The sequence below is a fragment of the Marinobacter lacisalsi genome (assembly GCF_042651045.1).
Lineage (GTDB): Bacteria > Pseudomonadota > Gammaproteobacteria > Pseudomonadales > Oleiphilaceae > Marinobacter > Marinobacter lacisalsi.
The window spans coordinates 24,029-37,662 of the sequence record NZ_JBHSDI010000014.1 but is presented as its reverse complement, the minus strand read 5'-3'; the positions used below and the strand labels follow the sequence as shown (position 1 = coordinate 37,662).

The window sequence follows — 13,634 nt, the reverse complement described above, 5'->3', positions numbered from 1 at the left end:
CTGTGTCCCCGATTGGAAATCCGACAAACGATGGTGAGACCACAATGACACAAATGAATCAGGCGCTGACAACAGGGCGTATGCACAGAACCGTAGCGGCATTGCTGGTCCTGCTGATGGCCGTCATGCTGCTGGCTACCAGTGCCCGGGCGGAATTGATGATTCGGGTCACCAAGGGTGTTGGCGAAGCCACACCGGTGGCGGTGGTGCCCTTTGGCAAATCGGGTGATCTGCCAGCGGGTGAGGACATCAGCACTATTATCCGCAACGATCTGGAGATGAGTGGCGATTTCAGCCCCCTGTCGGCGGAAAAGATGCTGAGCCTGCCGACCAGCGGCGATGACGTTTTCTTCCGCGACTGGCGCCTGCTGGGGCAGCCCTATCTGCTGGTCGGGAATGTGACCCGGGAAGGGGATCGGGTCAGGGTTCGCTATGAGCTCTTCGATGTGAACAGTGAAAAACGCCTGTTGGGGGAAACGTCCACCACCTCGGTGAACAACATCCGCACCCTTGCGCACCATATCAGCGACAAGGTGTACGAAGCCCTCACCGGGGTGCCGGGCGTGTTTTCTACCAAACTTGCCTACGTCACTCTGGATGAACATGAGGGCAAGCCCCGTTACCGTCTGCAGGTCAGCGATGTGGACGGGCGCCGGGCCAGTGTCAGGCTCGAGAGCCGGGAACCCGTCCTGTCGCCAGCGTGGTCGCCGGACGGCAAGCAGCTGGCCTACGTGTCTTTTGAAAGCGGCAGGCCACAGATCTTTGTGCACGAACTGGCTACCGGCAAACGTACCGTCGTGGCCTCCTATCCGGGTCTGAACTCTGCCCCCAACTGGTCTCCCGATGGCCGCTCATTGTTGGTGACCCTGTCGCGTTCGGGTAACGCGGAGATCTACCGGCTGGATCTGGACTCCCGTTCCCTGACACGCCTGACGGACCACTGGGGTATTGATACCGAAGGGGAGTGGCACCCCGACGGCGAAGCCATTGCGTTCACTTCTGACCGCTCCGGCGGCCCCCAGATCTACATCAAGGACAGTCAGAGCGCCTCGCCCCGAAGGGTCACCTTTGGCGGTCGATATAACGCCCGGCCCCGATTCGGCCCGGATGGCGAGTATATCTACTATGTCCATCAGCGCGATGGCGCCTTTCATATTGCCCGTACCGAACTGGACTCCGGTGATGAGCAGGTATTGACCCGCACCGGAGCGGATGAATCCCCGAGCATCGCGCCCAACGGGCGCATGCTGATCTACGCGACCCGTCAGGGTAATGACAATGTACTGACGGTTATTTCCGCCGATGGCGGTGCTGCGTATACCCTGCCGGCGGCCCGGGGCGATGTGCGTGAACCCGCCTGGTCTCCGATCCTCCGTTGAACGGCGGTGGAACAGGATGCGGGACGTTGAAGACAGGAAAACAGAAACCAAACCAGAAGGATGTTTTATGAATACCATGATCAAGAAATCCGCATTTGCCCTCGTGCTCTCACTGGGGCTGGTCGCAGGTTGTAGTACCACCGGAGACGAGCCGATGGGCGACGACGAAATGAGTGCGGTGGACCAGGATGGTGGTGCCTCCACCTACGGCGGTGACGACAGCGGCGGTATTTCCTCCGATGAGCTGAGCGACCGCGAGCGCCGGCAGCAGGCGGGGCAGGGTGCCTCCGGCGATGATGCGGCCCTGCGTCGTATTACCACCTTCTACTTCGACTTTGATACGGCCGAGATCAAGGCGGAATCCCGTGATGTGCTGGCGGCCCACGCCCGGTACCTGTCCAGCAACCCGAACGTCAACGTGCGCCTGGAAGGCCACACGGACGAGCGTGGTACCAAGGAATACAACCTGGCTCTGGGCGAGCGCCGCGCCAATGCGGTACAGCGTTTCCTGGTGGTCAACGGTGCTGACCGCAGCCAGCTTGAAACCGTAAGCTATGGCGAAGAAAAGCCGGCGGCCATGGGTTCCAACGAGAGTGCCTGGGCCCAGAACCGTCGGGTTGAACTGATTTTCCGCTGATATTGAGCGGCGACTGACAATAGGTGTTCCCATGAGAAAGCTCCTCGTGGCGGCAGTGGCGCTGGCGGTTTCCGCCGGCGCCCTGGCGCAATCATCCACGCCCGCGTACCAGAATAACCAGTCGGAAGCCCGTCGGCAGTCTGCCGGCAATCAGGGTAATGCCGAGCTGTTTTTCATGATCGAACGACTCCAGCAGGAAGTTCGCAGCCTGCGTGGTGAGCTCGAGGAGCAGCGGCACCAGCTGGATCGGCTGACGCAGCAATCCCGTGAGCGCTACATTGACCTGGACCAGCGCCTGCTGGAACTTTCGGAGAAGCAGGATCAACGCCAGTCCAGCACAGGCGGATCGGGGCGTTCACCCGCTGCCGCGTCCCCCCAGCGACAGGTACCGCAAACCGTGAGCCGGGAATACCGGCAGCCTTCCGCGGAGGAACGGGAAACCTACGAGAAAATCCAGACCCTGATCCAGCAGGACAAGGCCTATGACAAGGCCATCGGAGAGCTCTACGATTTCATCAGCGAGTATCCGGAAGGAGACCTGACGGTCAATGCCTATTACTGGCTGGGGGAGGTCTACCTGGTCAAGCCTCAGCTGGAGCAGGCCAAGCAGGCCTTTACCATCGTGGCGACCCGTTTCCAGGATCACCGCAAGGCGCCGGATGCCCTTTACAAGCTGGGGGTGGTGCATGACCGCATGGGTGAGAAAGACCAGGCGGAAAGGTACATGAAACGGGTCGTTGATCAGTACGGAGCCAGCCAGGCTGCCAGTCTGGCAAAAAAATACCTGGGAGCCAGTTAAAAGGGGTTGATCACCCCGGAAAAATCCGTACTATATGCGCCTCGTTTGGGTCGTTAGCTCAGTTGGTAGAGCAGTTGGCTTTTAACCAATTGGTCGAAGGTTCGAATCCTTCACGACCCACCAAATCAAGAGGCTGGCACGGAGCGCTGGTCTGATCCCCGGTTACGGGTCGTTAGCTCAGTTGGTAGAGCAGTTGGCTTTTAACCAATTGGTCGAAGGTTCGAATCCTTCACGACCCACCAATCAGGCAGGCGGATCTAATGTCGCTGTCTGCCGTAAAAAGAGCCTCCGGGCTCTTTTTTTTTGTCTGGAAATCCCCACAATCAGGGGAGTGTGGCAACTATCCATAGTGCAGGCTGGCCGTGTCAGGCCTATGACCGGAAAGTGAGGGCCAAGTATGGGTGGTATACTGCACGCATTCTGGAGTAGCAACAGAGAAGCGAATGATGACACGAGCTGAAGATCGTATCCTGGTTCAGGAACACCTCGCCCACAAGGCAGAGCCAAAACCTCTGAGCGACGAGGAAAAGGCCGGGCTGGAGGCGCGCATCCGCGAGGCCCTGCGGGAACAGGATGCGGTACTGGTGGCCCACTATTACACCGATCCGGACATCCAGCGCCTGGCCGAGGAAACCGGCGGGTGCGTGGCGGATTCTCTGGAGATGGCCCGTTTTGGCAACGAGCATCCGGCTTCTACAGTGGTCGTGGCAGGTGTCCGCTTCATGGGGGAGACCGCCAAGATCCTCAATCCGGAAAAACGCGTGCTGATGCCCACCCTGGAAGCAACCTGCTCACTGGATATCGGCTGCCCCGCCGATGAGTTCACTGCCTTCTGCGATCAGCATCCGGACAGGACCGTGGTGGTCTACGCCAATACGTCCGCCGCTGTGAAGGCGAGGGCAGACTGGGTGGTTACCTCCAGCTGCGCGCCTGCGATCGTCGAACACCTTGATTCCCGGGGCGAGAAAATCCTGTGGGCACCGGACAAGCACCTGGGCGGCTATATCCAGCGGGCCACCGGAGCCGACATGCTGATGTGGGATGGCTCCTGCATCGTGCACGAGGAGTTCAAGTACCAGGGGCTGGAGGATCTCAAGGCCCTGTATCCGGATGCCGCCGTGCTGGTGCATCCGGAATCTCCGGAGGCCGTGGTGGACATGGCGGATGTGGTCGGTTCAACCTCGCAGCTGATCAATGCTGTGCAGTCCATGCCCAACGAACGCTTTATCGTGGCCACCGATAACGGCATTTTCTATAAAATGCAGCAACTGGCCCCGAACAAGACCCTGGTCGAGGCGCCCACCGCCGGTAATGGTGCCACCTGTCGCAGTTGTGCCCACTGCCCGTGGATGGCCATGAACGGGCTGGAGAATCTGCTGCATGTACTGGAGCAGGGTGATCAGGAAATCCATGTGGATGAGGCCCTGCGTGAGGATGCACTGCGTCCGCTGCGGAGGATGCTGGATTTCACCGCCAGAATGAACCTCCAGGTGGCCGGTAACGCCTGAATCAGTCGCCGGCCGGTTGCTTCAGGACCGGTTCAGGCGACGACCCACTTCCGCCAGCCTCTCGGATATAACCTGCCTGAGCGGGGCGCTGTGCGGTACCCGCTCCTGGGCCTGGCGAAGCTGGCGTTGGGCAGCTTCCAGGTCACCCATGAGAATGTCGTACTCGGCCCGCGCGCGGTGCACGCCCACGATGTTCCGGGCCATGCCCTCGGCCTCGGCCAGCCGCAGCCAAAGGTCCGCCCGCCGGGGGTGTTCCCGGGTCAGGGTGGTCAGATAGTTCGCCGCCTGGCTGCCGTTGCTGGCCTCGATTTCAATGTGGGCCAAACGGTCGGTAATCGGATAGTTGCCGGGATTGCGGCGCAGGGCAGTCTTCATCAGTTCCCGGGCCTGGCCCAGCTCGCCCTGTAACTGCAGCGCCTCCGCCAGGGTTACCTGATAGGTGATGCGGTGCGGGTTGCCATCGAGCAGTTCCTCAAGGATCCTGCGGGCACGGTCTGCCTCTTCGTTGGCCAGCAGGGCCACGGCCAGCCCATACCGGGCAGCTTCCCTGCGACCGGCAGCGGGGTTCTCAAGGTAGGCGGAAAACGCGTCAATGGCTTCGCCCTTGTTGCGGGCGTAGCGGACCTGTAACCGTGAACGCACCAGGTGATATTCCAGGCTGTCGCCATCACTGGAACCCCGAAACTGGTCCGCCCGGCTGCGCGTGTCTGATACCCGGGACTGGGTCAGGGGGTGAGTCGACAGGTACTCGGGGGGGCGATTCCCCTGCAGGCGGCTTTGCCGCATCATGATCTCGAACATTTCCGGCATGCCTGCGGGGTTGAGCCCCGCATCCGACATGATTTCCATGCCAATCCGGTCGGCTTCCTGTTCGTGGGCACGGCTGTATGACAGCATGTTCTGCACGCTCATGGCCTGGGTGCCCATGATGGCTGCCAGGCCGGCTTCGGAACCAGTCACCGCAGCCAGAACGACACCTGCGATAATGCCTGCCGCGGTCAGCGGTGCCGACCGCTCCTGCTGTTCCAGGCGCCGGGCAAAATGGCGCTGGCTCAGGTGGGCCAGTTCGTGGGCGATGACCGACCCGAACTGCTGCTCGGTTTTCGCGTTCAGGAACAGACCACCGTTAACGCCAACAATCTTGCCGGGCACCGCGAAAGCGTTAATGCCAGGGTCGTCAATCACCACAATGGTGAGCTCACGATTGCTCAGCGGCGTGTAAGGCACCAGGCTGTAAATCATTGAAGTCAGGTATTCGTTGACCAACGGGTCGTGAATCTGGCTTGCCGACCGCCGGATGGAGCTCATAACCTGCTGGCCGATCTCGGCTTCCATCTGGTCTGACAGCAGGCCGCCGCCGAGGCCACCGATGGCAGGCAGGTCTCTGTTCTGGGCCCGGGCGAGGCCGCCCATCAGGGGGGCAAACAGCATGATCAGGGCCATGACCAGTGCTACGGAGCGTCGCGGCGAGCAGGGGTAATTACGGAAATCTAAAGTCATACCTTGGCTGATATACTCCACAGAAAACAACGCGGGCCCCACGAAACACTGCCGGCACATGAAACAATGCAAGTCGCCGAATCCATGGGCATAATGGTTGCCCGGCAACCAGTGCGAGACTGACAGAAACAACGTATGGTCGATAATACCCTTGATGCTACCGGGCTGCGATGCCCAATGCCATTGCTAAAGGCCAAGTTACAGCTTGGCACCATGACACCGGGCCAGAAGCTCGAAGTGCTGGCCACTGATGCCGGATCCGCACGGGATATTCCTGCCTGGCTGGCCCATACCGCGCACGAACTGGTCTCCAGCGACGAGGAACAGGGTCGTTTTCGCTTCATCATTCGTGTCGGAAAGCAGGAGTAAGTTCCCCGATGGTTCGTATTTTACGTGGTCTTGCCCACAAATATTTCTCGGATGACGAAGCTGTCATCCTGTTCCTGCTGTTATTGGGCGGTGTCCTGACCATCATGTTCCTTGGTGCCATGCTGGCACCGGTGATCGCCTCGGTCATTATTGCCTTTATACTCCAGGGTCTGGTGACACGACTGAACCAGGTGGGGCTGCCGGAACTGGTTTCGATCGTTGGCGGGTTTGTCGTGTTCCTGGGAACCCTGGCAGCTTTCCTGTTCGGGCTGCTGCCGCTGATCTGGGCCCAGCTGGCTTCCCTGGCTACTGAAGCCCCGCGCATCTTCCGGGAAATGCGCAGTTACCTCGAGCTGCTGCCGGAGCAGTACCCCAATCTGATCTCCATGGAGGCGGTCAACGATTTCTACCACCAGGTGACCTCTGAGCTGGGTAACGCGACCCAGTGGCTGGTGTCCTTCTCCCTGAGCAGTATTCCCGACCTGGTGGGTCTGCTGATCTACCTCGTACTGGTACCCATCCTGGTGTTTTTCCTGCTTAAGGACCGGCGCCTGATACTCGGGGCCATCGCCCATCTGTTGCCGAACCAGCGGCCGATGATGAGCCAGATCTGGCAGGAAGTGAACCAGCAGTGCGCCAACTATGTCCGTGGCAAGGCCGTTGAAATCCTGATTGTAGGCGGCGTGACCTTCATTACCTTCCGGCTGCTCGGCGTGCCATACGCGGCGTTGTTATCGCTGCTGGTGGGGCTGAGTGTGGTCATTCCCTACATCGGGGCGGCCGTCGTCACCGTACCGGTGGCCATGATTGCGCTGTTTGCCTTCGGCTGGGGGTCGCACTTCATCTGGGTCATGGTGGCCTACGGCATTATACAGGCGCTGGACGGCAACGTTCTGGTACCGTTGCTGTTTTCCGAGGTAAATAATCTGCACCCGGTGGTGATCATTATCGCCGTGCTGTTCTTCGGCGGAATCTGGGGGTTATGGGGGGTGTTCTTCGCCATTCCGCTGGCTACCATGGTCAAGGCGGTGTTTTCAGCATGGCCGGTGCGACCCGGTAATCCCGAAGAGCTTGTGGAGTGATGTTCCCGGTCTGGTGAGTTGCCCCCGGAAACGAGGGCACTGGCGTGATCTGGTGCGGTATACAGCCGGCCGGGCTTACAGGGCCCGAACGGCGTCCAGGACCTCTTCGGCATGACCCGGCACCTTCACACCCCGCCATTCCCGGCGTAGCTTGCCGTCATTGTCGATCAGGAAGGTGCTTCGTTCGACCCCCATGTGCTCCTTGCCATAGAGCTTCTTGAGTTTGATAACGTCGAACAGGGAGCAGATGGCCTCATCCTTGTCAGAGATGAGATGGAACGGGAAATCGTGTTTGGCGCGAAAGTTTTCGTGGGCCTTGAGCCCATCCCTGGAAACACCGAGAATGACCGCGTCGAGCGCCTGGAACTGATCGTGAAGATCGCGGAAATTCTGGCCTTCGGTGGTGCAGCCAGGGGTGTTGTCCTTCGGGTAGAAGTAGATCACTACATGCTTCTTGCCCCTGAAATCGGACAGCCGGATGGTCTGGTCTCCGGTGGCAGGCGCTTCAAAATCGTGAACCGGTTGGTCGAGTTCAGGCTTTGCCATGGCTCCTCCTTTGTTTCCCTTGTGTCGGTTGACACCCAAGATTACCATAACCGTTTTATCTGCACGGAGTCCTTATGATTACTGGTAGCCTTGTCGCTCTGGTGACGCCCATGCACCCGGATGGCAGCATTCACTGGGAGCAGCTGGATGCACTGGTGGACTTTCACCTTGATAACGGTACCCACGGCATTGTCGCGGTCGGTACCACTGGCGAGTCAGCAACCCTGACCCCCGAGGAACATCTCAAGGTGATCGGGCAGATCATCAAACGCACGGCAGGCCGGATCCCGGTCATTGCCGGTACCGGTGGTAACTCCACCCATGAGGCGATTGCGCTCACCTCCGAGGCGGCCAGGCTCGGTGCGGACGCCTGCCTGCTGGTGGTGCCTTACTATAACAAGCCCACCCAGGAAGGCCTGTATCTGCACTTCAAGACGATCGCCGAGTCCGTGCCGAACGTCAGTCAGATTCTCTACAATGTACCGGGCCGCACGGCCTGTGACATGCTCAATGAAACGGTCGAGCGGCTGGCGGACATCCCCAACATCGTGGGCATCAAGGACGCGACCGGCAACATCCCCCGGGGTGCGGAACTGATCCGGGCCGTGGAGGGCCGGCTGGCCGTCTACTCCGGTGATGACGCCACCGCAGCGGGTCTCATGCTGGCCGGCGGCAAGGGCAACGTATCGGTGACCGCCAACGTAGCGCCGAAGCTGATGTCACAATTGTGTGAGGCAGCAATAGCGGGCAACGAAGAGGAATCCGACCGTCTGAACCACATCCTCGAGCCGCTCAACCGCAAGCTGTTTCTCGAAGCCAACCCGATTCCGGTCAAGTGGGCCCTGCAGCGTATGGGCATGATGGATACGGGCATCCGGCTGCCCCTGACACCCCTCAGCGAGAAGTTCCATGGTGAGGTTGAAGAGGCACTCAAAGCGGCAGGCGTACTCTGAATGAGACACAGCAACAACTCAGTGATGCTTTGTTCCCATGGGTTGCCACGGGTTCGTTCACTCCTGGCACTGGCTGCTGCGGGGGTCCTGGTCAGCGGCTGCAGTCTCTTTCAGGACAGCTCCGATGACTATGCGACCGCGAAGCAGGCGGAACCCCTGCATGGCATCGACGGCGAGCCGTTACCCCGGCAGCGCTCTGCTTATCCCATCCGTTCGGTCAGCGGCAGCGGCACCATGGCCAGTCAGGTGCCGCGCCCGCCGGACCTGACCGCCGAGATTCTTGACGAGAACTACGTTATTGAGTCGGTGGATGATCAGTCCTGGCTGCTGGTGAATGACGTACCAGGACGGATATGGCCATCGGTGGCGGCCTGGATGAACCAGGTGGGCCTGGGGGTGGCTTCCGATAGCACCCAGTTGGGCATGATGCAGAGCGAAATTGTCAATTTCAGCCGCCGTGCCAGAGCGGTGGTGGGGCTGGACGAAACCGGGGCCGACGAACCGCTGACGTTGGTGCAGGCGCGACTGGCGCCCGGCGTACGGCGTAAGACCACCGAAATCCAGCTTCGCCCGAGGCTGGTAGCGGAGTCCCCTGGTCGCCTGCTGTCCTGGCAGGATGACCCCAGGGACCAGGCGCTGGAAGAAGAACTGCTCCGGGACCTGTCTGAATTCCTCCAGGCCCGGGAAGACAGCCGCTCCTATTCCCGGGCTGCGCTGTCCATGAGCAGCGAGCCCCGTGTCACCATGCGCCAGCCCGACGCCGAACAGGCACAGGCGGTGGTGATCGAGCTGCCTTTTGACCGGGCCTGGGGTGAGGTGCGCCGGGTATTCGAAGACGAGAATATTCCCATCCTGGACCTCGACCAGAGTGCCGGCTATATCCTCGTGGACGGTCGTCCCGCGGATGAGCGCGAGCGTAGCTGGTTTACCAGCTGGTTTGCCGGGGACGAGGTCAAACCGGTTGCTACCAACCGTATCGAACTGATGGAAAGCGGCGACAAGGTCTTTGTCACCGCCGAACGGGCCGACAGCTATAATGGCGGTAACTACTCCCGGTCCGTGCTGTCCCGGCTCTACGAATACCTCTATTGATAACCGTCCCCGGTCGAAGACGGGGCGGAATGAACCATGGTGTGGCCAGGCAGCTATCGCGCTGGCCACCGGAGACTGATATGGAAAAGCACAAAGAACTCTACGCGGGCAAGGCCAAGTCCGTTTTCACCACCGACAACCCTGACCGTTTCGTGCTGGTGTTCCGTGACGACACCTCGGCCTTTGATGGTGAAAAAAAGGAACAGCTGAATCGCAAGGGCATGGTAAACAACCGTTTCAATGCCTTCATTATGGAAAAGCTCGAAGCGGCCGGCGTTCCCACCCATTTTGACCGCTTGCTGTCATCCACCGAATCGCTGGTCAAAAAGCTCGACATGATTCCCGTTGAGTGCGTGGTTCGCAACGTATCGGCTGGCAGCCTGTGTCGCCGTCTGGGCGTGGAAGAGGGCCAGGACCTGAATCCACCTACCTATGAGCTTTTCCTGAAGAACGATGCGCTGCACGACCCCATGATCAACGAGTCGCTGTCGGTGACCTTTGGCTGGGCGAAGCAGGAAGAGCTGGACGAGATGAAGCGGCTGACCTATCAGGTCAACAGTGTGCTCAAATCACTGTTTGCCGACGCCGGTATGCTGCTGGTGGATTACAAGCTGGAGTTCGGTCGTTGCGATGGGCGTATCGTTCTGGGTGACGAGTTCAGCCCCGACGGCTGCCGCATCTGGGATCGGGAGACCCGCAAGAAGATGGACAAGGACCGTTTCCGCCAGGGACTTGGTGATGTCATTGAGACCTACGAGGAAGTCGGGCGGCGTCTCGGCATCCACTTCGACGAATGAATAGCGCGGGGCCGGTTCGGCCCCATCGTTTTTCTGCAAACCCGTAGTTTGCGCAATCGCCAGACGGGAGACTGCCATGAAAACCCTGAAATCAGCACTGGTCGTATCGGCCCTGTTTACCATGCCTGTTGCCCAAGCCGATGTACTGGGTTTCGGCGCCAGTATCGGTTACTGGGACTCCGATCTCTCCGGCAAGGCCGCCAAGGGCGGCGACCGGGTCAACGTCGAGAATGATCTGGACCTCAGCAATAACAATGAGGTCAACCTGAGCGCCTACCTGGAACACCCGGTTCCACTGTTGCCCAATGTCCGTCTGAGCTATCTGCGCATCGATCAAAGCGGCCGTGGAGAACTTGGCACCGGCTTTGACGGCATTCCTGTCGGCGCGACGGTGGATTCGAGCCTTGACTGGCGCCAGACCGACCTGACCCTCTACTACGAAGTGCTCGACAACTGGATTAACCTGGATCTGGGCCTGACCGCCCGCGATCTGGACGCTGAGTTGAAGGTGAGCGACAGGGCAGGCCTGTACAACAGTGAGACGAAGATCGATGCAGTCGTGCCCATGGCCTATGCCGCCGGTCGGTTTGATCTGCCCCTGACCGGCGTATCGGTCGGCATTAACGGCAATGTCGTCAGCTACGGTGGCGACTCCGTGTACGATTACGATATCTACGGCCAGTATAATTACGCAGGTGTGCAGCTGCGTGCAGGCTACCGTGAAATGGCCGTGGACTACGAAGACGGCGACGAACGTCTGGACATCGATGTGGGCGGTCCTTTCGCCAGCGTTGGCTTCAGCTTCTGACTGGGAAGGCCCGCCACTGCGGTTGACGGAGTTGGCGGGCTCTTAATGGCTGTAGGCCAGCGAATTAACCAAACGGAACACCAGTCCCGAACGACAGGACCACGATCTTGAAACTGCTTGTTACCGGCACGGCCGGATTCATTGGCTTCCACCTTGCGCGCCGGCTTCTGGAGCGGGGCGATGACGTCATTGGCGTGGATAACGTCAACCCTTATTACGACACCAGCCTGAAGGAAGCCCGGCTTGACCGGCTTCGCGATTTCCGCGGCTTTACCGAGGTGCGCCAGGACATTGCTGATCGTGGTGCGATGGAGGCGATCTTCCGGCAACACCAACCGCAGCGGGTGGCCCATATGGCGGCCCAGGCCGGCGTGCGGTACTCCATTGAAAACCCCAACGCCTATGTCGACAGCAACCTGGTGGGGTTCGTGAATATCCTGGAAGGGTGCCGCCACAACCAGGTGGAGCACCTGGTGTATGCTTCCAGCAGCTCGGTTTATGGTGCCAACGAGACCATGCCGTTCTCGGTTCAGGACAACGTGGATCATCCCGTAAGCCTGTACGCGGCGTCCAAAAAGGCCAACGAGCTGATGGCCCACACCTACAGCCACCTTTACCAGTTACCCACAACCGGGCTGCGTTTCTTTACCGTCTACGGACCCTGGGGGCGGCCGGACATGGCGCCGTTCCTCTTCACCCGGAAGATTCTCGCCGGTGAGCCGATCGACGTTTTCAATTACGGGCAACACAAGCGAGACTTCACCTATATTGACGATATTGTCGAAGGTGTGATCCGTACACTGGATCGTGTGGCCCAGCCCAATCCAGACTGGAGCGGACTGGAACCGGACGCCGCCTCCAGCAGGGCACCTTACCGGTTATACAATATTGGCAGCAACAACCCTGCGGAGCTGGCCCGTTTCATCGAGATTATCGAGCAGGAAACCGGCCGGACCGCGGAAAAGAACTATCTGCCCATGCAACCCGGCGATGTGGAGGCCACATACGCCGATGTGGACTCACTGATCAAGGATGTAGGTTACCAGCCCGAGACCTCGCTGGAAGACGGCCTGGCGCGTTTCGTCGCGTGGTATCGGGAGTTTTACCGGATATAGCGAAACCGTCGGGAGGATACTGTGATAGGTCCCCAGCTCGCAGACGAGAACCTGGTTGAATCATTTCGCATGCACGGGCGCTGGCAGGAGCCTGCGGAGGTCTGTGAGCGTGATGGTGTACTAATGATTGCCGGCTCCAACAGCCGCCCCGGCCTGTATCGCAACTGCGCCATGCGGCTGGACCCGTCTGTACCGGCCGGAAAGGCGTTCGAGCGGGCCATGAAATTCTTCGGTGCCCGGGAGCGGGGGTTCGCCCTGCTGACCCGCAAGCGACTGGACGAGGACATGGAAAGCCTGCTGTCCGATGCCGGTATTTTCCCCCGAGGCAGCTCTCCCTGCATGATCATTAACCGGGAACTGGAAGCGGCGCCACTGCCCACCGGCATGTATACGGAAGTCATTGAAGACGAAGACCGGCTGAGAGACAGTGTCCAGGTCAACATGGAGGCCTACCCCAGGTTGGGCATGTCGGCAGCGGACGTGGCAACCTTCTTCGAGAACGGTGACCGTGTGCTGAACGACAATGTGTCTGGCGTTGTTGCCTACAAGGACGGCGTGCCCCTGGCCACGGCACTGACCTACCTCACTGGCAGCTCCGCCGGTGTCTACTGGGTGGGCACCCTGGCATCCGCCGAGCGCCAGGGGCTGGCAGGTGCCTGCACACGCCTTGCCGTCAACGCCGGTTTCGAACAGGGTGCCCGTCTGGTCACCTTGCAGGCCAGCCCCTTTGGCCTGCCGCTGTACCAGCGCCTTGGCTTCCGGAATTACGACGGGCTCAGTTTCTATATTTTTGGTCGTTCACAGGTAAGCTGACGGCCGGTATTATCAAACCCGACCAACGCTCTGACAGGAAAGGATGCCTGTGAGTGATGGGGTTGTTGGCCCGGTGGGGCAGGGCGCTCTGGCTCCGATATCGTTTACTGAATCGCAAGGACCGTACCCCGCGTTCTTCCCTCGTTCGTTTCTTTTACTCAAGCCTCGCTTTGCTGGGCCTTCTGGCTGTGCTCTTCAGGTTGTGCGGCCAGAACAGATGCTACGAACCCCTGGCC

Annotated in this window: 14 protein-coding genes and 2 tRNA genes; 14 read left to right on the top strand and 2 right to left on the bottom strand. The window is 59.9% G+C overall.

The window, feature by feature from the left end; all coding sequences use genetic code 11:
- Positions 1–44 precede the first annotated feature (44 nt).
- The 6 genes from tolB (at position 45) to nadA (ending at position 4,323) form a co-directional block, all read left to right on the top strand.
- The gene (tolB, locus tag ACFOZ5_RS11490; RefSeq protein WP_379887392.1) at positions 45–1,379 is read left to right on the top strand and encodes a Tol-Pal system beta propeller repeat protein TolB; all 1,335 of its coding nucleotides are present in this window, start codon (positions 45–47) and stop codon (positions 1,377–1,379) included.
- A gap of 67 nt (positions 1,380–1,446) precedes the next feature.
- A complete protein-coding gene (gene pal / locus ACFOZ5_RS11485) occupies positions 1,447–2,016 on the top strand; it encodes a peptidoglycan-associated lipoprotein Pal (RefSeq protein ID WP_379887390.1) in 570 nt (189 codons plus the stop codon).
- A 31-nt stretch (positions 2,017–2,047) separates the two neighbouring features.
- Positions 2,048–2,815 carry a tol-pal system protein YbgF gene (ybgF, locus tag ACFOZ5_RS11480; RefSeq protein WP_379887388.1) on the top strand — a complete coding sequence of 256 codons (768 nt, stop codon included), beginning with the start codon at positions 2,048–2,050 and terminating at the stop codon, positions 2,813–2,815.
- A gap of 47 nt (positions 2,816–2,862) precedes the next feature.
- Positions 2,863–2,938, top strand: a tRNA-Lys gene (locus ACFOZ5_RS11475).
- 43 nt (positions 2,939–2,981) lie between these two features.
- Positions 2,982–3,057, top strand: a tRNA-Lys gene (locus ACFOZ5_RS11470).
- A gap of 204 nt (positions 3,058–3,261) precedes the next feature.
- Positions 3,262–4,323 (top strand): quinolinate synthase NadA, encoded by a 1,062-nt coding sequence (gene nadA, locus ACFOZ5_RS11465; RefSeq protein ID WP_379887443.1) that lies wholly within the window; start codon positions 3,262–3,264, stop codon positions 4,321–4,323.
- Positions 4,324–4,344: 21 nt separating this feature from the next.
- Here the strand turns inward: nadA and ACFOZ5_RS11460 are convergent, their stop codons facing one another.
- The gene (locus ACFOZ5_RS11460; protein WP_379887386.1) at positions 4,345–5,823 is read right to left on the bottom strand and encodes a M48 family metalloprotease; all 1,479 of its coding nucleotides are present in this window, start codon (positions 5,821–5,823) and stop codon (positions 4,345–4,347) included.
- A 135-nt stretch (positions 5,824–5,958) separates the two neighbouring features.
- Between ACFOZ5_RS11460 and ACFOZ5_RS11455 the strand changes: the two genes are divergently transcribed.
- Complete coding sequence (locus ACFOZ5_RS11455) at positions 5,959–6,192, top strand: sulfurtransferase TusA family protein (RefSeq protein WP_379887384.1); 234 nt, start codon at positions 5,959–5,961, stop codon at positions 6,190–6,192.
- Positions 6,193–6,200: 8 nt separating this feature from the next.
- The gene (locus ACFOZ5_RS11450; RefSeq protein WP_379887383.1) at positions 6,201–7,274 is read left to right on the top strand and encodes an AI-2E family transporter; all 1,074 of its coding nucleotides are present in this window, start codon (positions 6,201–6,203) and stop codon (positions 7,272–7,274) included.
- Between the two features lie 75 nt (positions 7,275–7,349).
- Here the strand turns inward: ACFOZ5_RS11450 and ACFOZ5_RS11445 are convergent, their stop codons facing one another.
- Complete coding sequence (locus tag ACFOZ5_RS11445) at positions 7,350–7,820, bottom strand: peroxiredoxin (protein ID WP_379887381.1); 471 nt, start codon at positions 7,818–7,820, stop codon at positions 7,350–7,352.
- Between the two features lie 74 nt (positions 7,821–7,894).
- On the opposite strand from ACFOZ5_RS11445, the gene dapA reads away from it, so the two are divergent.
- From dapA to ACFOZ5_RS11415, 6 genes are all read left to right on the top strand, one after another.
- Complete coding sequence (gene dapA / locus ACFOZ5_RS11440) at positions 7,895–8,773, top strand: 4-hydroxy-tetrahydrodipicolinate synthase (protein ID WP_379887379.1); 879 nt, start codon at positions 7,895–7,897, stop codon at positions 8,771–8,773.
- Positions 8,774–9,865: an outer membrane protein assembly factor BamC gene (bamC, locus tag ACFOZ5_RS11435; RefSeq protein ID WP_379887377.1), complete on the top strand. Its 1,092-nt coding sequence runs from the start codon at positions 8,774–8,776 to the stop codon at positions 9,863–9,865. It abuts the gene before it with no gap.
- Between the two features lie 80 nt (positions 9,866–9,945).
- Positions 9,946–10,662: a phosphoribosylaminoimidazolesuccinocarboxamide synthase gene (gene purC / locus ACFOZ5_RS11430; RefSeq protein WP_379887375.1), complete on the top strand. Its 717-nt coding sequence runs from the start codon at positions 9,946–9,948 to the stop codon at positions 10,660–10,662.
- 76 nt (positions 10,663–10,738) lie between these two features.
- Entirely contained in the window at positions 10,739–11,470 is a 732-nt protein-coding gene (locus ACFOZ5_RS11425; protein ID WP_379887372.1) for a TIGR04219 family outer membrane beta-barrel protein, read from the top strand.
- A 107-nt stretch (positions 11,471–11,577) separates the two neighbouring features.
- The gene (locus ACFOZ5_RS11420; protein ID WP_379887370.1) at positions 11,578–12,585 is read left to right on the top strand and encodes an NAD-dependent epimerase; all 1,008 of its coding nucleotides are present in this window, start codon (positions 11,578–11,580) and stop codon (positions 12,583–12,585) included.
- Between the two features lie 21 nt (positions 12,586–12,606).
- Positions 12,607–13,398: a GNAT family N-acetyltransferase gene (locus tag ACFOZ5_RS11415; RefSeq protein ID WP_379887368.1), complete on the top strand. Its 792-nt coding sequence runs from the start codon at positions 12,607–12,609 to the stop codon at positions 13,396–13,398.
- The last annotated feature ends 236 nt before the right edge of the window (positions 13,399–13,634 follow it).